The 20,738-nt window shown below is 66.5% G+C and carries 19 protein-coding genes; 9 read left to right on the forward strand and 10 right to left on the reverse strand.

Annotated elements, in window-relative coordinates:
• The first annotated feature begins 13 nt into the window (after positions 1-13).
• Positions 14-1,168 (forward strand): acetylornithine deacetylase, encoded by a 1,155-nt coding sequence (gene argE, locus FHW81_RS08840; RefSeq protein ID WP_003100077.1) that lies wholly within the window; start codon positions 14-16, stop codon positions 1,166-1,168.
• Here argE and FHW81_RS08845 read toward each other — a convergent pair.
• Positions 1,141-1,842 carry a MarC family NAAT transporter gene (locus FHW81_RS08845; RefSeq protein WP_003114055.1) on the reverse strand — a complete coding sequence of 234 codons (702 nt, stop codon included), beginning with the start codon at positions 1,840-1,842 and terminating at the stop codon, positions 1,141-1,143. The genes argE and FHW81_RS08845 overlap by 28 nt on opposite strands.
• A 336-nt stretch (positions 1,843-2,178) precedes the next feature.
• Here FHW81_RS08845 and argA point away from each other — a divergent pair, with 336 nt between their 5' ends.
• Positions 2,179-3,477 (forward strand): amino-acid N-acetyltransferase, encoded by a 1,299-nt coding sequence (gene argA / locus FHW81_RS08850; RefSeq protein ID WP_003096265.1) that lies wholly within the window; start codon positions 2,179-2,181, stop codon positions 3,475-3,477.
• A 42-nt stretch (positions 3,478-3,519) separates the two neighbouring features.
• Here argA and gshA read toward each other — a convergent pair whose 3' ends face one another.
• From gshA to FHW81_RS08865, 3 genes are all read right to left on the reverse strand, one after another.
• A complete protein-coding gene (gshA, locus tag FHW81_RS08855; RefSeq protein ID WP_003120398.1) occupies positions 3,520-5,103 on the reverse strand; it encodes a glutamate--cysteine ligase in 1,584 nt (527 codons plus the stop codon).
• Between the two features lie 206 nt (positions 5,104-5,309).
• On the reverse strand, positions 5,310-5,672 hold the full coding sequence (locus FHW81_RS08860) for a PaaI family thioesterase (RefSeq protein WP_042115369.1): 363 nt from the start codon (positions 5,670-5,672) through the stop codon (positions 5,310-5,312).
• A gap of 38 nt (positions 5,673-5,710) precedes the next feature.
• A complete protein-coding gene (locus tag FHW81_RS08865) occupies positions 5,711-8,050 on the reverse strand; it encodes a Tex family protein (protein ID WP_003163050.1) in 2,340 nt (779 codons plus the stop codon).
• Between the two features lie 188 nt (positions 8,051-8,238).
• Between FHW81_RS08865 and amgR the strand changes: the two genes are divergently transcribed.
• Positions 8,239-8,982 carry a two-component system response regulator AmgR gene (gene amgR, locus FHW81_RS08870; protein ID WP_003096259.1) on the forward strand — a complete coding sequence of 248 codons (744 nt, stop codon included), beginning with the start codon at positions 8,239-8,241 and terminating at the stop codon, positions 8,980-8,982.
• 94 nt (positions 8,983-9,076) lie between these two features.
• Positions 9,077-10,396 carry a two-component system sensor histidine kinase AmgS gene (amgS, locus tag FHW81_RS08875; RefSeq protein ID WP_003096258.1) on the forward strand — a complete coding sequence of 440 codons (1,320 nt, stop codon included), beginning with the start codon at positions 9,077-9,079 and terminating at the stop codon, positions 10,394-10,396.
• A 76-nt stretch (positions 10,397-10,472) separates the two neighbouring features.
• On the opposite strand, the gene FHW81_RS08880 is transcribed toward amgS, so the two are convergent.
• From FHW81_RS08880 to FHW81_RS08890, 3 genes are all read right to left on the reverse strand, one after another.
• The gene (locus tag FHW81_RS08880; protein ID WP_003100070.1) at positions 10,473-11,396 is read right to left on the reverse strand and encodes an LD-carboxypeptidase; all 924 of its coding nucleotides are present in this window, start codon (positions 11,394-11,396) and stop codon (positions 10,473-10,475) included.
• Between the two features lie 190 nt (positions 11,397-11,586).
• Positions 11,587-12,492 carry a 30S ribosomal protein S6--L-glutamate ligase gene (rimK, locus tag FHW81_RS08885; protein ID WP_003096254.1) on the reverse strand — a complete coding sequence of 302 codons (906 nt, stop codon included), beginning with the start codon at positions 12,490-12,492 and terminating at the stop codon, positions 11,587-11,589.
• A gap of 131 nt (positions 12,493-12,623) precedes the next feature.
• Positions 12,624-13,058 carry an ATP-dependent zinc protease family protein gene (locus tag FHW81_RS08890; protein WP_003146534.1) on the reverse strand — a complete coding sequence of 145 codons (435 nt, stop codon included), beginning with the start codon at positions 13,056-13,058 and terminating at the stop codon, positions 12,624-12,626.
• Positions 13,059-13,267: 209 nt separating this feature from the next.
• Here FHW81_RS08890 and FHW81_RS08895 point away from each other — a divergent pair, with 209 nt between their 5' ends.
• On the forward strand, positions 13,268-13,663 hold the full coding sequence (locus FHW81_RS08895) for an RNA-binding S4 domain-containing protein (protein WP_003120401.1): 396 nt from the start codon (positions 13,268-13,270) through the stop codon (positions 13,661-13,663).
• A 37-nt stretch (positions 13,664-13,700) separates the two neighbouring features.
• On the opposite strand, the gene FHW81_RS08900 is transcribed toward FHW81_RS08895, so the two are convergent.
• Positions 13,701-14,504, reverse strand: a complete 804-nt coding sequence (locus FHW81_RS08900; protein ID WP_003100069.1) for a phosphatase PAP2 family protein — start codon at positions 14,502-14,504, stop codon at positions 13,701-13,703.
• A gap of 112 nt (positions 14,505-14,616) precedes the next feature.
• On the opposite strand from FHW81_RS08900, the gene hslO reads away from it, so the two are divergent.
• Together hslO and FHW81_RS08910 are read left to right on the forward strand one after the other, a co-directional pair.
• The gene (hslO, locus tag FHW81_RS08905; protein ID WP_003096245.1) at positions 14,617-15,510 is read left to right on the forward strand and encodes an Hsp33 family molecular chaperone HslO; all 894 of its coding nucleotides are present in this window, start codon (positions 14,617-14,619) and stop codon (positions 15,508-15,510) included.
• Positions 15,511-15,625: 115 nt separating this feature from the next.
• Positions 15,626-17,167, forward strand: a complete 1,542-nt coding sequence (locus FHW81_RS08910; protein ID WP_003109982.1) for a phosphoenolpyruvate carboxykinase — start codon at positions 15,626-15,628, stop codon at positions 17,165-17,167.
• A 57-nt stretch (positions 17,168-17,224) separates the two neighbouring features.
• Here the strand turns inward: FHW81_RS08910 and FHW81_RS08915 are convergent, their stop codons facing one another.
• The gene (locus FHW81_RS08915) at positions 17,225-17,581 is read right to left on the reverse strand and encodes a hypothetical protein (protein WP_003118029.1); all 357 of its coding nucleotides are present in this window, start codon (positions 17,579-17,581) and stop codon (positions 17,225-17,227) included.
• Between the two features lie 253 nt (positions 17,582-17,834).
• Between FHW81_RS08915 and FHW81_RS08920 the strand changes: the two genes are divergently transcribed.
• The gene (locus FHW81_RS08920) at positions 17,835-18,437 is read left to right on the forward strand and encodes a nitroreductase family protein (protein ID WP_003100063.1); all 603 of its coding nucleotides are present in this window, start codon (positions 17,835-17,837) and stop codon (positions 18,435-18,437) included.
• A 14-nt stretch (positions 18,438-18,451) separates the two neighbouring features.
• Here the strand turns inward: FHW81_RS08920 and FHW81_RS08925 are convergent, their stop codons facing one another.
• Positions 18,452-19,360 (reverse strand): LysR family transcriptional regulator, encoded by a 909-nt coding sequence (locus FHW81_RS08925; protein ID WP_003096239.1) that lies wholly within the window; start codon positions 19,358-19,360, stop codon positions 18,452-18,454.
• Between the two features lie 142 nt (positions 19,361-19,502).
• Here FHW81_RS08925 and FHW81_RS08930 point away from each other — a divergent pair, with 142 nt between their 5' ends.
• Entirely contained in the window at positions 19,503-20,738 is a 1,236-nt protein-coding gene (locus FHW81_RS08930) for a 3-hydroxyacyl-CoA dehydrogenase (RefSeq protein WP_023090951.1), read from the forward strand.

The raw sequence follows: 20,738 nt of genomic DNA on the forward strand, positions 1-20,738 counted from the left end.
TGTGGAGAGTCCCATGCCGTTGCCGTCTCTGAAAGACCAGTTCGGCGCGCTGATCGCCGCGTCTTCCGTCAGTTGCACCCAGCCCGAGCTGGACCAGACCAACCGCCCGGTGGTCGACCTGCTGGCCTCCTGGCTGGGCGATCTAGGCTTCCGCTGCGAGATCCGGGAAGTCTCGCCGGGCAAGTTCAACCTGCTGGCCAGCTACGGCAGCGGTCCCGGCGGGCTGGTGCTGGCCGGCCACACCGATACCGTGCCCTACGACGAAGCGCTGTGGAGCAGCGATCCGCTGCGCCTGGACGAGCGCGACGGCCGCTGGTACGGCCTCGGCAGTTGCGACATGAAGGGCTTCTTCCCGCTGGCCATCGAGGCCTTGCTGCCGCTGCTCGACCAGCCGTTCCGCCAGCCGCTGATGATCCTCGCCACCTGCGACGAGGAAAGCTCGATGGCCGGCGCCCGTGCCCTCGCCGAAAGCGGGCGACCGCTGGGTCGCGCCACGGTGATCGGCGAGCCGACCAACCTGCGGCCGATCCGCCTGCACAAGGGGGTGATGATGGAGCGCATCGAGATTCTCGGGCAGAGCGGCCATTCGTCCGATCCGAACCTCGGCCGTAGCGCCCTGGAGGCCATGCACGCGACCATCGGCGAGCTGATGGCGCTGCGCGGGGAATGGCAGCGGGCCTGGAACAACCCGCAGTTCAGCGTGCCCCAGCCGACCCTGAACTTCGGTTGCATCCACGGCGGCGACAATCCCAACCGCATCTGCGGCCAGTGTTCGCTGGAATTCGACCTGCGCCCGCTACCCGGCATGCAGCCTGAGCAGTTGCGCGAGGCGATCCGCCAGCGCCTGCGGCCGCTGGCCGAACGGCACCAGGTGAGCATCGACTACCAGCCGCTGTTCCCTGCCGTGCCGCCGTTCGAACAGGCGCAGGACAGCGAACTGGTACGCGTCGCCGAACGCCTGACCGGGCATCGCGCCGAGGCCGTGGCGTTCGGTACCGAGGCGCCGTACTTCCAGCGCCTGGGCAGCGAGACCCTGGTCCTCGGTGCCGGCGACATCGCCTGTGCCCACCAGCCCGACGAGCACCTCGAACTGGCGCGTATCGAACCGATGGTCGGCGTGCTGCGCCGGCTGATCCAGCATTACTGCCTGACGCCCGCCGCCGACTGAAGCGCGGCGTGGCCGGCGACCAGCTCGAAGCCGCCGTTGATGACGAACTGCACGCCCATCGCCACCAGCAGGAAGCCGACCACTCGCGAGATGGCGTCGATCCCGGATTCGCCGAGGAACTTCATGATGCGCCCGGAGCTTTGCAGGGCGATCCAGAAGATCAGCGCGGTGAGCAGGGTGACGGTGATCGCCGCGAGGTGGATGAACAGCGGAATGCTTCCGTAGGTGGATTGCAGCGTCGACGCCGAGCTGACCACCAGGGCGATGGTCCCCGGCCCCGCGGTACCCGGCAGGGCCAGCGGAACGAAGGACAGGTCGCGGAAGTGCGGGGTGATCTTTTCCTCGTCCGACAGCAGGTCGTGCTGGACTTCGGTTTCGTCCGGCGTGGTGGCGGGGAACAGCATGGTGAAACCGATATAGGCGACGATCAGCCCGCCGGCGATGCGCAGGCCGGGAATGGAGATGCCGAACACCTGCATCACCAGGCTGCCGCCGTAGAAGCTGACCAGCATGATCAGCGCCACGTAGAGGCTGGCCTTGAATATCTGCCGGTTGCGCTCCGCCGGCGGCAGGCTGCCGCCGAGGCCGAGCAGTAGCGAGACGCTGGTCAGCGGGTTGGCCACCGGAAGCACGGCGAGCAGTCCGATCAGGACGTGATGGAAGTATTCGCTCATGGATTTTCCTCGTTCGCGTGGTTGCGCGCCGGACGGCACGGCGAACGAGGCAGCCTAGCGAAAAAGCGCTGTGCGAGTTAACCGGGGTTTTCGGATAGTTTTTTTCAAAAATAGTGGTAAAACGGTTCGTTCCGGCCCCAGGCCCCGTACCATGGTCGAATCCCGCGGCCGGGGGGCCGCCGAGGGTTTAAACTCGCGCATGATCCATCCGTCTCGTTAACCAGAAAGTGAGGAGAAGCCTGTCGATGTTGCTGCGACGACGATAACGGCGCCCTTCGGGCCGTCCCGGCCGCTCACGCTTTGCTCTCGCTCACGAAATGACAGGCTTTCCCCACCATGCCCGACTACGTCAACTGGTTACGTCACGCTTCGCCCTACATCAACTCGCACCGGGACCGCACCTTCGTGGTCATGCTCCCCGGCGAAGGGGTGGAGCATCCCAATTTCGGCAATATCGTCCACGACCTGGTCCTTCTCCACAGCCTCGGTGCGCGCCTGGTGCTGGTGCACGGTTCGCGTCCGCAGATCGAGGCGCGCCTGGCCGCGCGCGGCCTGGCTCCGCGCTATCACCGCGACCTGCGAGTGACCGATGCACCGACCCTGGAGTGCGTCATCGACGCCGTGGGTAGTCTGCGCATCGCCATCGAGGCGCGGCTGTCGATGGACATGGCCGCCTCGCCGATGCAGGGCGCGCGCCTGCGGGTCGCTGGCGGCAACCTGGTCACCGCGCGGCCGATCGGCGTGGTCGAGGGTGTCGACTACCACCATACCGGCGAGGTCCGTCGCATCGACCGCAAGGGCATTGGCCGCCTTCTCGACGAGCGCAGCATCGTCCTGCTCTCGCCGCTGGGCTACTCGCCGACCGGGGAAATCTTCAACCTGGCCTGCGAAGACGTGGCCATGCGCGCCGCCATCGACCTAGAAGCGGAAAAGCTGATTCTCTACGGCGCCGAACAGGGCCTGCTGGACGCATCCGGCAAGCTGGTCCGCGAACTGCGCCCGCAGCAGGTGCCCGCGCACCTGCAACGGCTGGGCAACAGCTACCAGGCCGAGCTGCTGGACGCCGCGGCGCAGGCCTGCCGGGCCGGGGTCAAGCGCAGCCATATCGTCAGCTACACCGAGGACGGCGCGCTGCTCAGCGAGCTGTTCACCCGCACCGGCAACGGCACCCTGGTCGCCCAGGAGCAGTTCGAACAGTTGCGCGAGGCGGGCATTGAGGACGTTGGCGGGCTGATCGAGCTGATCCGCCCGCTGGAAGAGCAGGGCATCCTGGTACGCCGTTCCCGCGAGGTGCTGGAACGCGAGATTGAACAGTTCAGCATCGTCGAGCGCGAAGGGCTGATCATCGCCTGCGCCGCGCTCTACCCGATCGCCGATTCCGAGGCGGGCGAGCTGGCCTGTCTGGCGGTCAACCCGGAGTACCGCCACGGCGGGCGTGGCGACGAACTGTTGGAGCGGATCGAGGAGCGCGCGCGCGGACTCGGCCTGAAGACCCTGTTCGTGCTCACCACGCGGACCGCGCACTGGTTCCGCGAGCGCGGCTTCCAGCCCAGCAGCGTCGAACGGCTACCGGCGGCGCGGGCCTCGCTGTACAACTTCCAGCGCAATTCGCAGGTATTCGAGAAGAGCCTGTGATCCGCCGGCGCGTCCCTGGGCGCAGGGGCGCGCCGGCTTCGCTCAGTTGCTGATCAGGCCGAGGATGCTCGCCTGGTAGGCGGCGACGAAGGTATCGAAGTCGCCATCCTGGTCGCGTTCCAGCTCCGTCTGTTCGGCCAGGGAGTCGCTGGCCATCTTCTCGAAGCGTGCCTGCTCTTCGGCGGCCAGCGGATGCTGGCGGAAATACTCCGCGTGTTCGCGGCTCTGGCGCAGGGAGAACGCTTCGAAGCTCTCGCCGCGCTCGCGCATGACCTTCAGCACCTGCGCCGAAGGCGTCAGTTCGGCATCGGCCACCTTCGCCCGCTGCGCTGCCAGCGCCGCCGCGTGGGCTTCGCCGCCGCGTGCGCGGTCGAGCAGCGCCGCGGTGTCGGCGATTCGTTCGAGCAGCTCGTTCGCCCAGACCTTCAATTCCACCGGCTGGCCGCGACGTTGCAATTGCAGGCCCGGCCGCCTGCCTTCCTTGACCACGGCGAGGAAGTTGTCGGTGGCGTCGCTGCACTCGCCATTCAGCAGCGGGCTGTCGCTGAACGCGCAGAACAGCAGGAAGGCGTCGAGGAAGCGCGCCTCGTCCAGGTCGATGCCCAGCGGCAGGAACGGGTTGATGTCCAGGCAGCGCACTTCCACGTACTGCACGCCGCGAGCGGCCAGGGCCTGCACCGGACGCTCGCCGGTGTAGGTGACGCGCTTTGGCCGGATGCTCGAGTAGTACTCGTTCTCGATCTGCAGGATGTTGGTGTTCAGCTGCACCCATTCGCCATCCTGCTTGGTGCCGACCTTCTCGTAGGGCGGGTAGGGCGTGCTGACCGCCTGGCGCAGGCTGTCGATGTAGCTCTGCAGGTCGTTGTAGCAGGGCGTCAGGCCGGCCTGGGCGTTGTTCTGGTAGCCCAGGTCGCTCATCCGCAGGCTGGTGGCGTAGGGCAGGTAGAGCGTGTGTTCGTCGAGGCGCTCCAACTGGCTCGGGCGGCCACGCAGGAAGCCGGCGTCGAGGGCCGGCGAGGCGCCGAACAGGTACATCAGCAGCCAGCTGTAGCGGCGGAAATTGCGAATCAGGGCGATGTAGGCGGCGGACTGGTAGTCGCGTTCCGACAGCTCGCTGCCTTCGGCCTGGCGCAGCAGCGGCCAGAGCCTCTCCGGCAGGGAGAAGTTGTAGTGGATGCCGGCGATGCACTGCATGGTCTTGCCGTAGCGCAGCGCCAGGCCCTTGCGGTAGACGTACTTCAGGCGGCCGATCATCGAGCTGCCGTAGCGGGCGATCGGGATGCTCTCCTCGTCCGGCAGCTCGCAGGGCATCGATGGGCTCCACAGGTATTCGCCGTCCAGTTTCGAACTGGCGAAGCGGTGGATGCGCTCGAGATCGCCCAGAGTGTCGGCGACGTCGGTTTCCGTGGGCGTGATGAACTCCAGCAAGGCCTCGGAGTAGTCGGTAGTGATCTGCGGATGGGTCAGGGTCGAACCCAGGGCCCGGGGGTGGGGGGTGAGCGCCAGCTTGCCGTCGCTATCGACTCGCAGGCATTCGCGCTCGATGCCATGCAGGCACTCGGTCAGCAGGGGCAGGTTGGCTGCGGCGCCGAGCAGAGCCAGGCGGCGGGAGAGAAGATCGCTCAAGTCGGGATTCCTTGTGATCGCGTCCCAGATCGGTCGCCCCAATATGAGGGTGGACCGAGCGGTCTACAAGAGGGAGGACGTAAATGCGTTTTCGCTTCGTCCTGGGGCCGGTCGCCGCGACTTCGGCGGGAGCCGTCGAGGCGGGCGCCCGGCACGGATCGGGATCGCCGTTGCGCGCCATTCTGCCGCATGGCGGCCGCGCCGGTTTACAACTGGGCGAAGGTACCTTGTCCTTTCGCGACCAGTTTGTCGCCTTGCCGCACCTCGGCTTCCACAACCAGGCTGCGGCGCCCGGCATGGAGGACGCGGGCGACGCAGCGCACCTCGCCGTCGGCGACGGCGCGGATGTAGTTGATCTTGCATTCCAGGGTGACGCTCTGGCGGTCGAAACCATGGGAACTGGAGCAGGCCAGCCCCATGGTCACGTCCATCAGCGAGAACAGCGCGCCGCCGTGCATGACCCCGCCGCGGTTGCGCAGGTGCGCGGCCATCGGCAGGCGTACCTCGGCGACGCCGTCGCCGAGGCTGACCGGGTCCAGGCCGACCAGTTCGCTGTAGGCGCTGATCATCTGCTCGCGGGCGGGCATCTCGCTCATGGACGGCTCCGTCACTTCTTCTTCAGTTGCTTGGCGTTGGCGAACAGCGCGGCCATGGCGTTGTTCGCCGGCGGCGCGCTCTGTCCGCGCGGGGCGCCACGCTCCTGGCGCGGCTGGCCGCTGCCGGTGGGACGCCCGCCGCGCTGGCCTTCGACCTTCTCGCCGGGGGTGTCGCTCATGCGCATGGACAGGCCGACACGGTTGCGCGGGATGTCCACTTCCATGACCTTGACCTTGACGATGTCGCCGGCCTTGACCACTTCGTACGGATCCTTGACGAACTTCTCGGACAGCGCCGAGATGTGCACCAGGCCGTCCTGGTGGACGCCGATGTCGACGAACGCGCCGAAGTTGGTGACGTTGGTCACCACGCCCTCCAGGACCATGCCCGGCTTGAGGTCCTTGAGGCTCTCGACGCCTTCCTGGAATTCTGCGGTCTTGAACTCCGGACGCGGGTCGCGGCCGGGCTTGTCGAGTTCCTTGAGGATGTCGGTGACGGTCGGCAGGCCGAAGGTCTCGTCGGTGAACTTCTTCGGGTCGAGGCGCTTGAGGAACGCCGAGTCGCCGATCAGCGAGCGGATGTCGCGCTCGGTGTCGGCGGCGATGCGCTGCACCAGCGGATAGGTCTCCGGGTGCACCGCCGAGGCGTCCAGCGGGTTGTCGCCGTTCATCACGCGGAGGAAGCCGGCGGCTTGCTCGAAGGTCTTTTCGCCCAGGCGGCTGACTTTCTTCAGCTCGTCGCGGGTGCGGAACGCTCCGTTGGCGTCGCGGTGCGCGACGATGTTCTGCGCCAGCGTCGAGTTGAGGCCGGAGATGCGTGCCAGCAGGGCGGCGGAGGCGGTGTTGACGTCGACGCCGACGGCGTTCACGCAATCCTCGACCACCGCGTCCAGGCTACGCGCCAGCTTCAGCTGGGACACGTCGTGCTGGTACTGGCCGACGCCGATCGACTTGGGCTCGATCTTCACCAGCTCCGCCAGCGGGTCCTGCAGGCGACGGGCGATGGATACGGCGCCGCGCAGGGACACGTCCAGCTCGGGGAACTCCTTCGCCGCCAGTTCGGAGGCGGAATACACCGATGCGCCGGCTTCGCTGACCATGATCTTGGTCAGCTTCATGCCCGGATACTTCTTGATCAGTTCGCCGGCCAGCTTGTCGGTCTCGCGGCTGGCGGTGCCGTTGCCGATGGCGATCAGCTCGACCTGGTGCTTGGCGCACAGCGCGGCGAGCACGGCGAGGGTCTGGTCCCACTGGTTCTTCGGCGCATGTGGGTAGACGGTGGCGGTGTCCAGCAGCTTGCCGGTGGCGTCGACCACCGCGACCTTGACCCCGGTGCGCAGGCCCGGGTCGAGGCCGAGGGTGGCGCGCGGGCCGGCCGGGGCGGCCAGCAGCAGGTCGTGCAGGTTGCGCGCGAACACGCTGATCGCCTCGTCCTCGGCGCCGTCGCGGAGCTCGCCGAACAGGTCGGTTTCCAGGTGGGTATAGAGCTTGACCTTCCAGGTCCACCGCACCACCTCGGCCAGCCACTTGTCGGCGGCGCGGCCCTGGTTGGACAGGCCGAAGCGCTCGGCGATCATGACCTCGCATGGGTGCAGGGTGCCCGGCGCTTCCTCGCCGACCTTCAGCGAGGCGCTGAGGACGCCTTCGTTGCGTCCGCGGAAGATCGCCAGGGCGCGGTGCGACGGGGCGCTTTTCAGCGGCTCGTCGTGTTCGAAGTAGTCGCTGAACTTGGCGCCTTCCTGTTCCTTGCCGGGGACCACGCGGGCGGTCAGGGTCGCTTCGTTCTTCATGAACACGCGCAGCTTGTCGAGCAGCGTGGCGTCTTCGGCGAAGCGCTCCATGAGGATGTACTTGGCGCCTTCCAGCACCGCCTTGACGTCGGCGAAGCCTTTCTCGGCGTCGACGAAACGCGCGGCCTCGCTTTCCGGGACCAGGGTCGGGTTGTCGAACAGTGCGTCGGCCAGCGCGCCGAGGCCGGCTTCCAGGGCGATCTGGCCCTTGGTGCGGCGCTTCTGCTTATAAGGCAGGTAGAGGTCTTCGAGACGGGTCTTGGTGTCGGCGAGCTTGATGTCGCGGGCCAGTTCGGGGGTCAGCTTGCCCTGTTCCTCGATGCTGGCGAGGATCGCGCCGCGGCGTTCTTCCAGTTCGCGCAGGTAGCGCAGGCGCTCTTCCAGCATGCGCAACTGGGTATCGTCGAGGCTGCCGGTGACCTCTTTGCGGTAACGGGCGATGAAAGGAACGGTGGAGCCTTCGTCGAGCAGGGCGACGGCAGCGGCGACTTGCTGCGGTTGAACGCGGCCGGAGGGCAGTGCGGAGAGCTCTTCGGCGATACGGGTGTTGATGCTGTCCATTGATCCACCTGGTAAAACGAACGAAAACGGGCCGTGTAGACAACGCCCCGCCGCAAAAGCGCCGCATTATACCTGCCAAGTTTCGCCTTGGAGGGCGGCTGGTCGGGGAAAAATCTGCTAACAATGGACAGTCCGGCCCAGCCGCTACCTGGGCGATAATGCCCGCCTGACTCATTCTGGGAGTTTCTATGTCGAACCCTGCCGCCCTGGCCGAAGGTGAAAAGATCCTCGTCGTCGACGACGACGCCCGCCTGCGCCGCCTGCTCGAACGTTTCCTCGACGAGCAGGGCTACCGCGTCCGCGCGGTGGAGAACACCGAGCAGATGGATCGCCTTCTATCCCGCGAACTGTTCCAGCTGGTTGTGCTCGACCTGATGCTTCCCGGCGAGGACGGCCTCACTGCCTGCCGCCGCCTGCGCGAACAGAACAACCAGGTGCCGATCATCATGCTCACCGCCAAGGGCGACGAGGGCAGCCGCATCCAGGGCCTGGAACTGGGCGCCGACGACTACCTGGCCAAGCCGTTCAACCCGCGCGAACTGCTGGCGCGGATCAAGGCCGTGCTGCGCCGCCAGGCGCCGCTGGTGCCCGGCGCGCCTGCCGGTGCCGACGAGGTGGTGACCTTCGGCGACTACCAGCTGTTCCTCGCCACCCGCGAACTGAAGAAGGGCGACGAGGTACACATGCTGACCACCGGCGAGTTCGCCGTGCTCAAGGCCCTGGTGCAGCACGCCCGCGAACCGCTGACCCGGGACAAGCTGATGAACCTCGCCCGTGGCCGCGAGTGGGATGCCCTGGAGCGTTCCATCGACGTGCAGATCTCGCGCCTGCGCCGGCTGATCGAGCCGGATCCGTCCAAGCCGCGCTATATCCAGACGGTCTGGGGCGTCGGCTACGTGTTCGTGCCGGACGGCAACGCGCGCAAGGCCTGAGTCTCCGCGCGGCCGGTGCAGCGATGCACCGGCCGCGTCGTCTTACCCGCAACAGGCGTCGGCCCCGTCCGCCGGCGCGCAACCGGTCCGATCGATGAAAACGCCGCTCTGGTTCCCGCAAAGCTTCTTCGCCCGCACCCTTTGGCTGGTGCTGATCGTCGTGCTGTTCTCCAAGGCGCTGACCCTGGTCTACCTGCTGATGAACGAGGACGTGATCGTCGACCGCCAGTACAGCCACGGCGCGGCGCTGACCATCCGCGCGTTCTGGGCTGCCGACGAGGAGTCGCGCGCGGCCATCGCCAAGGCTTCCGGCCTGCGCTGGGTGCCGAGCAGCGCCGACCAGCCCGGCGAGCAGCACTGGCCGTACACGGAAATCTTCCAGCGGCAGATGCAGATGGAGCTGGGGCCGGATACCGAGACCCGCCTGCGTATCCACCAGCCGTCGCAGCTCTGGGTGCGCGCACCGAGCCTCGGCGAAGGCTGGCTGGCGGTGCCGCTGTATCCGCATCCCTTGCGTGGCCAACGGATCTGGAGCGTGCTCGGCTGGTTCCTCGGCATCGGCCTGCTCTCCACCGCCGCCGCCTGGATCTTCGTCCGCCAGCTCAGCCAGCCGCTCAAGCGCCTGGTGGTCGCCGCACGCCAGTTCGGCCAGGGGCGCAGCGTGCGCCTGCCGCTGGGACCGGAGACGCCGAGTGAAATGGCCGAGGTGTATCGCGCCTTCAACCAGATGGCCGAGGACATCGAGCAGGGCGGGCGCGAACGCGAATTGATGTTGGCCGGTGTCTCCCACGACCTGCGCACCCCGCTGACGCGCCTGCGCCTGTCGCTGGAGTTGCTGCCGGAGAGCGAACGGGAGATGGTCGAGGACATGATCCGCGACATCGAGGACATGGACGCGATCCTCGACCAGTTCCTCGCTTTCATCCGCGACGGCCGCGACGAGCCGGTGGAGGAGGGCGACCTGACCGACCTGGTGCGCGAGGTCGTGGCGCCGTTCAACCAGACTCGCGAGCAGGTGCGCATGGCCTTGCAACCGGTACCGGCGATGCCGTTGCGGCGTGTGTCGATGAAGCGACTGCTGGGCAACCTGATCGACAATGCCCTGAACCACGGCGGCGGTTCGGTGGAGGTGGCCAGCTACGTGGCCGGCGAAAGCGCGGCGCCCTACGTGGTGCTGAGCGTGCTCGATCGCGGCCAGGGCATCGATCCCGCGGAAGTGGACAGCATCTTCAATCCCTTCATCCGTGGCGACAAGGCGCGTGGCGGCAAGGGCACCGGCCTCGGCCTGGCGATCGTCAAGCGCATCGCCGCCCAGCACGGCGGCAGCGTCGAACTGCGCAACCGCGATGGCGGCGGCCTGGAAGCGCGGGTCTGCCTGCCGCTGGGGTTGCTGCTGCCGCGCGGCGCGGCCTGATACCCGACGGGTTTGTGCCGTTCCAGCGGCACTTCCCGCCCCCTCTCGCGCTTACGGAGAAGGGCGCGCCCCGTCCCTACCAGCGCAACCGGTTTCCCTCGAGCACCGCGGTCTTCCCGTAAGGCCAGGCTCGGTTCTGCGCACCATGCCCGCTGGGCAGGTGGTGGTAGAGCGGCACCTCGATGGCGGCGGCGTATTCGCCGAAGATCCGCTCCAGGCTGTGGGCGACTTCCTTGCGCGGGCAATCGGTGAACGAGCCCAGGCAGATCGCGCCGAGCTGGCGCGCGTCGATGCTTTCGAGCAATTGCCAGAGGCTGCGCTCCAGGCGGTAGTAGGGTTCGCCGACGTCCTCCAGGACCAGGATCGACCCCGCCGGGGCGTGCAGGCCGCCGAGTGTGCCGGCCATGCAGGCCAGGGCGGTGAGGTTGCCGCCGATCAGCGCGCCTTCGACGCGTTGCTTGTGTCCGCCGAGGTGCTGCACCGGGAGTTCATGGTCGATTCCGGCCAGCAAGCGGCTGACCGAGGCCAGAGAGGCTAGCCGCTCCTGCTGCTCGCGGGGGGCGCTCAGCGGCGACAGACCGAGTCCGGTGGCCACCGGGCCGTGGATCGCAGGCAGGCCGTGGCGGTGGAAAGCGCTGAGCAACACCGAGATGTCGGAGAAACCGATCAGTGGCCGCGGAGAGGCCGCCTGCAGGCGCCCCCAGTCCAGGCCCGGCAGCAACTGGCCGCAGCCGTAGCCGCCGCGCAGGCACCAGACCGCGGTGATGTCCGGCATGTCGAAGGCGTTGTGCAGGTCTTCCAGGCGCTGCTCGACCGTCCCGGCGAGGTAGCGGTAGCGGGCTTCGACGTGGCGGCCGAGATGGTAGTCCACGCCGTGCACTTCCAGTTGCCGCAGGGTCGCCTCCAGCACGTCGGTGGCGATGGCCGAGGCTGGCGCGATCAGCGCCACCCGGCCGTCGATGGGCTGCCAGGTCTGGTCGGAGGAAGGACGAGAGGTCATGCGGCGATTCCGTGAAGCGTCAGGAAAGGATTCGAGTGCCGGAATAGCCCAGGGTTCGGCGGGGTTTCCGGCATCGGTTGCGGCGATGCTTCATTCAAGCGTGGCATGGACCTTCTGTCGAGGCCGGGATCGCCAGCGTAACGCGGTGCGTCCGATGGGCCGGGACAACGCATGCGTTGTCTGGTCCGGCTCACCCCTTTCCCTTCGTCCTGGCCAGGTGGGGGCCGCCGTTCTTTTCCAGGTACTGGATGATGATCCCGGCGATGTCCTTGCCGGTGGTGGATTCGATACCTTCCAGGCCCGGCGAGGAGTTCACCTCCATTACCAGCGGACCATGGTTGGAGCGCAGGATGTCCACCCCGGCGACGTTCAGGCCCATCACGCGGGCGGCGCGGATGGCGGTCATGCGTTCTTCCGGGGTGATCTTGATCAGGCTGGCGCTGCCGCCTCGGTGCAGGTTGGAGCGGAACTCGCCGGGCGCTGCCTGGCGCTTCATCGAGGCGATCACCTTGTCGCCGACCACGAAGCAGCGGATGTCGGCGCCGCCGGCTTCCTTTATGTACTCCTGGACCATGATGTTGTGCTTGAGCCCCATGAAAGCCTCGAGCACCGATTCGGCGGCCTTCTCGGTTTCGCAGAGGACCACGCCGATGCCCTGGGTGCCCTCCAGCAGCTTGATCACCAGCGGTGCGCCTCCGACCATCTCGATCAGGTCCGGGACGTCGTCCGGGGAATGAGCGAAGCCGGTCACCGGCAGGCCGATGCCCTTGCGCGACAGCAGTTGCAGCGAGCGCAGCTTGTCCCGCGAGCGAGCGATGGCGACCGACTCGTTGAGCGGGAACACGCCCATCATCTCGAACTGGCGCAATACCGCGCAGCCGTAGAAGGTCACCGAGGCGCCGATGCGCGGGATCACCGCGTCGAAGCCCTCCAGCGGTTGTCCCCGGTAGTGGATCTGCGGCTTGTGGCTGGCGATGTTCATGTAGGCGCGCAGCGTATCGATGACCACCATTTCATGGCCGCGCTCCCGCCCGGCCTCCACCAGGCGACGGGTCGAGTAGAGCCGGGGATTGCGCGACAGCACGGCGATTTTCATTCAGCACCTGTGGATGGGTTGGACCGGCTGGCGGGCAGCGGCGGCGAGGCTGTGGGTTGTCGTCGCGGCAGGCATCGGACCGGCCGTTTCGGGAATGGATGGAGGTTGGACAGGTGCTGCCGGCGAATGGCTCAAACCGGGCTCCCGTCGAGCAGGTCGATGCTCGTCGCCGCGGGCAGGGCGGCCGGCGACTCGGGACGATCCTGGACGTAGGCCAGGGCCGGGTTGACCACCAGTTGCCCGGCGATCAGCGCCTTGGAGCCGAGCAGCACGCGATAGCGCATGGACTTGCGGCAGGCCAGGGTGAACTCTACCGGCCACATGCGATCGCCCAGCGCCAGGGTGGTGCGGATCACGTAGCGGGTCTGGGCCTGGCCGTTGGAGCTGCGAATGCTCTTGCGCGCGACCATCGGCGCTTCGCAACGGTGCCGGCGCTGCACCAGCGTGCCGAGGTGGGCGGTGAAGCGCACCCACTTCTCGCCGTCGCGCTCGAAGGGAACGATGTCCGAGGCATGCAGGCTGGAGGTGCTGGCGCCGGTGTCGATCTTCGCGCGCAGCCCGACCATGCCCAGTTCGGGAAAGGCGATCCACTCGCGCAGACCGATGACGGAAAGCTGGTCGAATGTCTTCACGGGTAGGCATTCCAGGCGTTTTGCCGGCATTCTAGCAGGGCTATGGGCGGCCGCCAGACGGCTGCCCGAGGATGCCGAAGACGAACCTAGCGGCTGTCGATGACAGTCGCGAGACAGCGGCGGAACGAATACGGGAAATGCCAGTGAGCGAGAAAGACGACGACAAGGTGCGCCTGGACAAGTGGCTCTGGGCGGCGCGCTTCTTCAAGACCCGGGCGCTGGCCAAGGCCGCGATAGAGGGCGGCAAGGTGCATTGCCGGGGCGAGCGGTGCAAGCCGAGCAAGGAACCCAGGGTAGGGGAGGAGTTGACCATTCGTACGGGCTTCGACGAGCGAACCGTGACCATTCGCGCGCTTTCCGTAGTCCGGCGTGGCGCGCCGGAGGCCCAGGCTCTCTACGAGGAAACCGCGGACAGCGTGGCAAGCCGCGAGCGCGCGGCGGCCATGCGCAAGGCCGGGGCGCTGGGCGTACAGACAGAGGGGCGGCCGAGCAAGAAGCAGCGGCGGCAGATCCACCAGTTGCGCGGCGGCCAGGACTGAGAAGCGCCGGTCTCCCGCAGGGGAGACCGGGATGGCCTCAGGCCGAGTCGCGGACCACGCCGAGGCGGCCGATCAGCGGCAATTTCGCCAGCAGGCGGAACAGCGGTTCGGTCACCTGCACCAGCCAGCCGCTGGCCTTCGCCGCCAGCGGTGTGTAGCAGCCCCAGGCGAGGGCCAGCAGGGCCATCTGCAGGCCGCCGATGTAGTCGTCCTGGCCCCAGTGCGCGCCGGCTACCAGGCGCGGCATCATGAACAGCACGGCCAGGGTCCAGATCAGCAGGAACTGCCCGGCGCGGCGAGCGAACAGCGACATGAACAGCGCCCAGACCAGCAGCACCGAGGCGTGGTCGCCGGGGAAGCTGCGCTTGGAGCGGTCCTTGATTTCCCACACGCGTTCCCAGTCCGGGAAGTGGTCGCTGAGGTGGATGGCCTTGTCCATCAGCATCGACAGGCTGGCGTGCTGCCAGTGCAGGTGGTGGGCGATCTTCGCGTAGAGCACGCGGATCACCACCAGGATCAGCAGGGTCACGATGAAGCCGAAGGTCAGCCGCCGTACCTGGTTCGCCGGCAGCAGCCAGTCGCCGCGAATCAGCAGGCAGAGCAGGATCACCCCGACCACCGCGTCGAACGGTCGGGTACTGAGCAGGCCCCAGAGTTTCAGCCAGGTTTCGTTGAGGGCGAGGGAGCCGTTGAGCTTGTCGAAGAGCCAGAAGTCGAAGCCGTTCATCAGCTCGCGGGTGGGGCCCCAGAGCCACAGGATCAGCAGCAGGAGCGCCAGAAGATGACAGATGGCGAACTTGCGCCATTGCCAGGCCGCTTGGAACGGAGAGGCATTATCCATAAAATCGTTTCCCCCTATCGGCGCCGGGTCGGCGTACGACTGTCACGAAGCGCGCTTTTATAGGCCTTTGTCACTCACTTGTCATTCCCTCATTCGTAGCGTTGTGTCCCGCATGTCCCATTCAGATCAGAGCCAGCGTTTCCTTTTCGACGATACCGACGTGCGCGGCGAGATGGTCGATCTCGAGCGCAGCTACAGCGAAGTGCTGGCCAAACATCCCTATCCGGAACCGGTCGCGCAGCTGCTCGGGGAGATGCTCGCGGCGGCCTCGCTGCTCTGCGGCACGCTCAAGTTCGACGGCCTGCTGGTATTGCAGGCGCGCTCCAGCGGCGCGGTTCCGCTGTTGATGGTGGAGTGTTCCAGCGACCGCCAGGTGCGTGGCCTGGCCCGCTATTCGGCGGAGTCCATCGGCGCCGACGCCGGCATGCAGGAACTGATGCCCGAAGGCGTGCTGACCCTCACCGTGGACCCGGTCAAGGGCCAGCGCTACCAGGGGATCGTCGCCCTGGAGGGGGTGAACCTGGCGGAATGCCTGTCCAACTACTTCGCCAGCTCGGAACAGCTGCCGACCCGTTTCTGGCTCAACGCCAACGGCCGCCGTGCCCGCGGCCTGCTGCTGCAGCAGCTTCCCGCCGACCGCCTGAAGGACCCCGAGGCCCGCGAGGCCAGTTGGCAGCACCTGACCACCCTGGCCGACACGCTGACCGCCGAAGAGCTGCTGGCGCTGGACAACGAGACCGTCCTGCACCGCCTCTACCACGAGGAAACCGTGCGCCTATTCGAGCCGCAACCGCTGGTCTTCCATTGCAGTTGCTCGCGGGAACGTTCGGCCAACGCCCTGGTCAGTCTCGGGCAGGCCGACTGCGAGCGGCTGCTCGAGGAGGAAGAAGGCTCGATCAGCATCGACTGCCAGTTCTGCAACCAGCGCTACCTGTTCGACGCCTCCGACGTCGCCCAGTTGTTCGCTGGCGCTGGCAGCCAGGGGCCTTCCGAGACCCGCCACTGACGATTTTTCATCCAGCGGGCTTTTCTGGCATAATCCCGCCACTTTTTTCCTGTAGTGAGTTTTTTGAAGCGCTACGAAGTTTGGAGGACTCGGCCTCTGGCCGACGGGGAACCACATGACGCAAGCCAACAACGCCGTGTACACCGATATCAGCGCCGCCCAACTGGTAGAAGAAGCCATTCGCCGCGGTGAGGGCGAACTGGCCGCCAACGGCTCGCTGGTCGTACGTACCGGCCATCGCACCGGCCGTTCGCCGGTCGACCGTTTCATCGTCGAAGAGCCGAGCACCAAGGACGCGATCGCCTGGGGCAACATCAACCGTCCGTTCCCGGCCGACAAGTTCGATGCGCTGTGGGCCCGCGTGGAAGCGTTCAACAACGCCCAGGACCATTTCGTTTCCCATGTTCATGTAGGTTCCGCCGAGGCTTACTACCTGCCGGTGAAGATGACCACCGCTACCGCCTGGCAGAATCTGTTCGGCCGTTGCCTGTTCATCGAGCCGGAGCAGTACAACCCGGCCGGCAAGGACGAGTGGCAGGTCCTCAATGTCGCCAACTTCGAATGCGTGCCCGAGCGCGACGGCACCAACTCCGATGGTTGCGTGATCCTCAATTTCGCCCAGAAGAAAGTGCTGATCGCAGGCATGCGCTATGCCGGCGAGATGAAGAAAGCCATGTTCTCCGTGCAGAACTTCCTGCTGCCCGAGCGCGACGTGCTGCCGATGCACTGCGCTGCCAACATCGGCGAAGCGGGCGATGTGACCCTGTTCTTCGGCCTGTCCGGCACCGGCAAGACCACCCTGTCCGCCGATGAAAGCCGTTACCTGATCGGTGACGACGAGCACGGCTGGGGCGAGGGCGTGGTGTTCAACGTCGAAGGCGGTTGCTATGCCAAGTGCATCGACCTGTCCGAGAAGAACGAGCCGGTCATCTGGAAAGCCATCAAGTTCGGCGCCGTGCTGGAGAACGTGGTTCTCGACGAAGAGCGCGTACCCAACTACGCCGATGACAGCCTGACCCAGAACAGCCGCGCCGCCTACCCGCTGGAGCACGTCGAGAAGCGTTCGGAGAAGAACCTCGGCGGCGAGCCCAACGCGGTGATCTTCCTGACCTGCGACCTGACCGGCGTACTGCCGCCGGTATCGATCCTGAACAATGAGCAGGCGGCCTACCACTTCCTGTCCGGCTACACCGCGCTGGTCGGCTCCACCGAGATGGGTTCCGGCGGCGGTATCAAGTCGACCTTCTCCACCTGCTTCGGTGCTCCTTTCTTCCCGCGTCCGGCCGGCGTCTATGCCGAGCTGCTGATCAAGCGCATCAAGGCCTTCGGCTCCAAGGTCTACCTGGTCAACACTGGCTGGACCGGCGGTGGCTACGGCGTCGGCAAGCGCTTCAACATCCCGACCACCCGTGGCGTGATCGCGGCGATCCAGAGCGGCGCGCTGATCGGCGCGGAAACCGAGCACCTGGACATCATCAACCTGGACGTGCCGAAGGCCGTTCCGGGCGTCGAGACCAATCTGCTCAACCCGCGCAACACCTGGGCTGACAAGGCTGCCTACGACGAGGCGGCGAAGGGCCTGGCCAAGCAGTTCATCGAAAACTTCAAGAAATTCGAGGTTTCCGATGCGATCAAGGCCGCCGGCCCGCAGCTGTAAGCCACGTTTCGGCACCATGAAAAAACCGCCTTCGGGCGGTTTTTTCATGGGCGAACGTCAGGGGTAGGTGACGGTGATCAGGTAGTTGCCGGAGCGGCGATCGCTTCCGGCCAGCTCATAGTGCGCCGAGAAATCCCGTTCACCGATGACCGTATCGCTGGGTTGCAAGTGGCGCACCTCGCCGGTCTTCATCGAACGGATGCTGACATCCGCGGTGCGCGCCTGCATGGGACAGCCACTGAGGTGGAAACTGCCCTTGCTTTCGTCTTGGCGGGGAGCGCTCATCGAGCATGGTGGCTCGACAATGGCGCCGGTGAAGCGGATGACGCCGCTGATGCTGCCGGGGGCGGCGAACAGGTTGCTGGAAGTTCCTACAAGAAGACCGAACAAAGCCAGTTGACCCATCCTGTTCATGAGCTTACTCCTACGTGAGTTCATCCTTATTTTTCTGCGTTCGTGCGTCCCGGGAGGGGCCCTCTCCCAGGCGCTGGCATTGGAGTGGAATATAGGACAATTCCTTAGGAAAATTCCTTCCTAGGAATAGTCCTAGTCCTAATTCTGTAAGTAGCTGCTGTGGGTCTGCGTCGGATTTATTGAAGTCTGGTTTATCTTCTCGCCAATGCCCTAGAGTGGGCGCCCCTTTGTTCCCTCGCAGTGGATTTCCCCCATGCATATCGAAGACGCCGTTCGTAGTCGCCGTGCCATCAAGGGCTACGACTCATCCTTCAGCCTGACTCGCGAAGAGAAGGACCATCTCCTGGACCTGGCGCTGCATGCGCCTTCCGCCTTCAACCTGCAACACGTGCGGCTGGTCGAGGTTAGCGATCCGCAATTGCGCGTGCAGTTGCGTGAAGTGGCCTGGGACCAGGCGCAGGTCACCGACGCGGCGATGCTGGTGGTGGTGTGCGCCCAGCTCGACAGTTGGGAGCGCAACGCGCAGCGGGTCTGGGACGGTGCTCCCGAGGCGGTACAGGCGTTCATGGCAGGCGCCATCGACACCTACTACCGCGGCAAGCCCCAGGTACAGCGCGACGAAGCCATGCGCAGCTGCGGCCTGCTGGCGCAGACCCTGATGCTGGTCGCCCGCGGCCAGGGCCTGGATTCGTGTCCGATGGATGGTTTCGACTTCGATGCCGTGGCCCGGCTGATCAACCTGCCGGACAACCATGTGATCGGCCTGATGGTCGCGGTCGGGAAAAAGGCCGTTGAACCCTGGCCGCGCAGCGGCAAGCTGCCGCGGGAAGAACTGGTCATTCGCGACCGCTTCTGACTGCCCGGATTCCCCTAGTCCGGTCCGGCGGCCCCGACCTGGCGGATCTGTTCGACCAGCCATTGCAGGGCGATGTCGCGTTCGCGCTGGGCCAGAAACACCAGTTCCAGGTGGAACGGGCCGAGGTCGAACGGCAGGTCGAACGATTGCAGGGGCAGCAATCGTTCGAAGTAGTGCGCCAGTTGTCGCGGCAGGACGCCGACCAGGTCGCTGTACGCGGCGATGTGCGCTGCCTGCAGGTAGTTCGGCGTGGTGTAGGCCACTTGCCGCTTGAGCCCCTGGCTGCCCAGCCACTGGTCGACCATCCCCTTGGTCTGCCCGCCGTGCACCCACAGGTGCTGCAGCTCCAGGAAGGTGGCCAGGTCGGGAGCCTGCGCCAGCAGCGGGTGCTGACGCCGGGCGACCAGTTGCAGGGTCTCGCTGGCCCAATGGCGGCGCTGGAAGCGCGCCGGGACGTTTTCGAAGCGGCCTAGCACCAGGTCCAGTTCGCCTTTGTCCAGCGCCTCGGCCGGCAAGGTCGGGGTCAGGTGCTGGATGGCGATGGAGATTCCCGGCGCCCGCTCACTCAGGCGGCGCATCAGGGCGGGCATGCAGATCAGTTCGACGTAGTCGGTCACCGCTACGGTGAAGCGCTGCCGGCTGCGCCCCGGATCGAAGCCCTCGCCGTCGCCCAGGCTCTGTTCGATCTGCCGCAGCGCCGCGCGGATCGGCGCTTCCAGCGCCAGCGCCCGGGGCGTCGGCTGCATCGCACGACCGGCGCGGACCAGCAGCGGGTCGTCGAGCAGCTCGCGCAGGCGGTTCAGCGCATTGCTTACTGCCGGCTGGCTCAGCGCCAGGCGCTCCGCCGCGCGCGAGACGTTGCGTTCGCGCAGCAGCGCGTCAAGGACGCGTAGCAGGTTGAGGTCGAAGGTTTGGATATTCACTGCCTGAATTCCAGCTATCACAAGACTAAATTTCAAAAATAGTACGACCTTCCCCTAAGGTAGTGGTCGCTTTTTGTGCGGTCGGACTGCCCCAGGTTTCGTCCACCGTTCCTCCTGCGCTCGCTACAACGAGGACAAGACCATGAGCCAGAACTTTTCCTTCCGCCAGGCCGCGGTGATCGGCGCCGGCACCATGGGTCGCGGTATCGTCATGTGCCTGGCCAACGCCGGTCTCGACGTGCAGTGGCTGGACAGCAACCCGCAGATGCTCAACCAGGCGCTCGGCGCCGTGGCCGACACCTACGCGCACCACGTGCGCCAGGGGCGCATCGGCGAAGAGGAAGCGGCCGCGCGCCGCGCCCGCATCACGCCGGTCCAGCACCTCGCCGCGATGCGCGAGGCGGACCTGGTGATCGAGGCGGTCTACGAGAACCTGGAACTCAAGCAATCGATCTTCCGCGAGCTGGACGCGGCGCTGAAGCCCTCCGCGGTGCTGGCCAGCAATACCTCCTACCTGGACATCGACGCCATCGCCGCGGTCACCGCGCGTCCGCGTCAGGTGCTCGGCCTGCACTTCTTCAGCCCGGCGCACATCATGCGGCTGCTGGAGATCGTGCGCGGCGCGCAGACCGCGCCGGCGGTGCTGGAGGCGGCCCTGGCGCTGGGCGAGCGGATGGGCAAGGTCAGCGTGGTGGCCGGCAACTGCCACGGCTTCATCGGCAACCGCATGCTCGAACCCTACGCCACCGAGGCCCGCCTGATGCTGCTGGAAGGCGCCCTGCCGTACCAGGTGGACCGGGCTCTCCAGGCGTTCGGTTTCGCCATGGGGCCGTTCCGCATGTACGACGTGGTCGGTATCGACCTGGAGTGGCGCGCCCGCGAGTTGGCCGGGGTCGGCCAGGACCAGCCGGCCGTGCAGGTGGACAACCGCCTTTGCGAGATGGGCCGCTTCGGCCAGAAGAGCGGTGCCGGCTACTACCGCTACGCGCCGGGCAGTCGCCAGGCGGAGCACGATACCGAGGTGGATGCCCTGGTGCTCCGGGTTGCCGAGACGCTGGGCTACCCGCGGCGCGATTTCGCCGACGAGGAAATCCTCGAGCGTTGCCTGCTGGCGCTGGTCAACGAGGGCGCGAAGATCCTCGACGAGGGTATCGCCGCCCGTAGTGCCGACATCGACACTGTCTACCTGAACGGCTACGGCTTCCCCGCCGCGGAGGGCGGTCCCATGGCCTGGGCCGATCGCCTCGGCGCGGCCGAGCTGCTGCAACGCTTGCGTTTCCTCGAACAGCGCCACGGCGCGCGCTGGAAGCCGGCGTCCCTGGTCGAGCGCCTGGCCGCCGAGGGCGGAGCCTTCGCCGACCTGCAGGAGGTGCGCTGA

It is taken from the genome of Pseudomonas sp. RC10-4-2 (genome assembly GCF_050433085.1).
Taxonomy (GTDB): domain Bacteria; phylum Pseudomonadota; class Gammaproteobacteria; order Pseudomonadales; family Pseudomonadaceae; genus Pseudomonas; species Pseudomonas aeruginosa.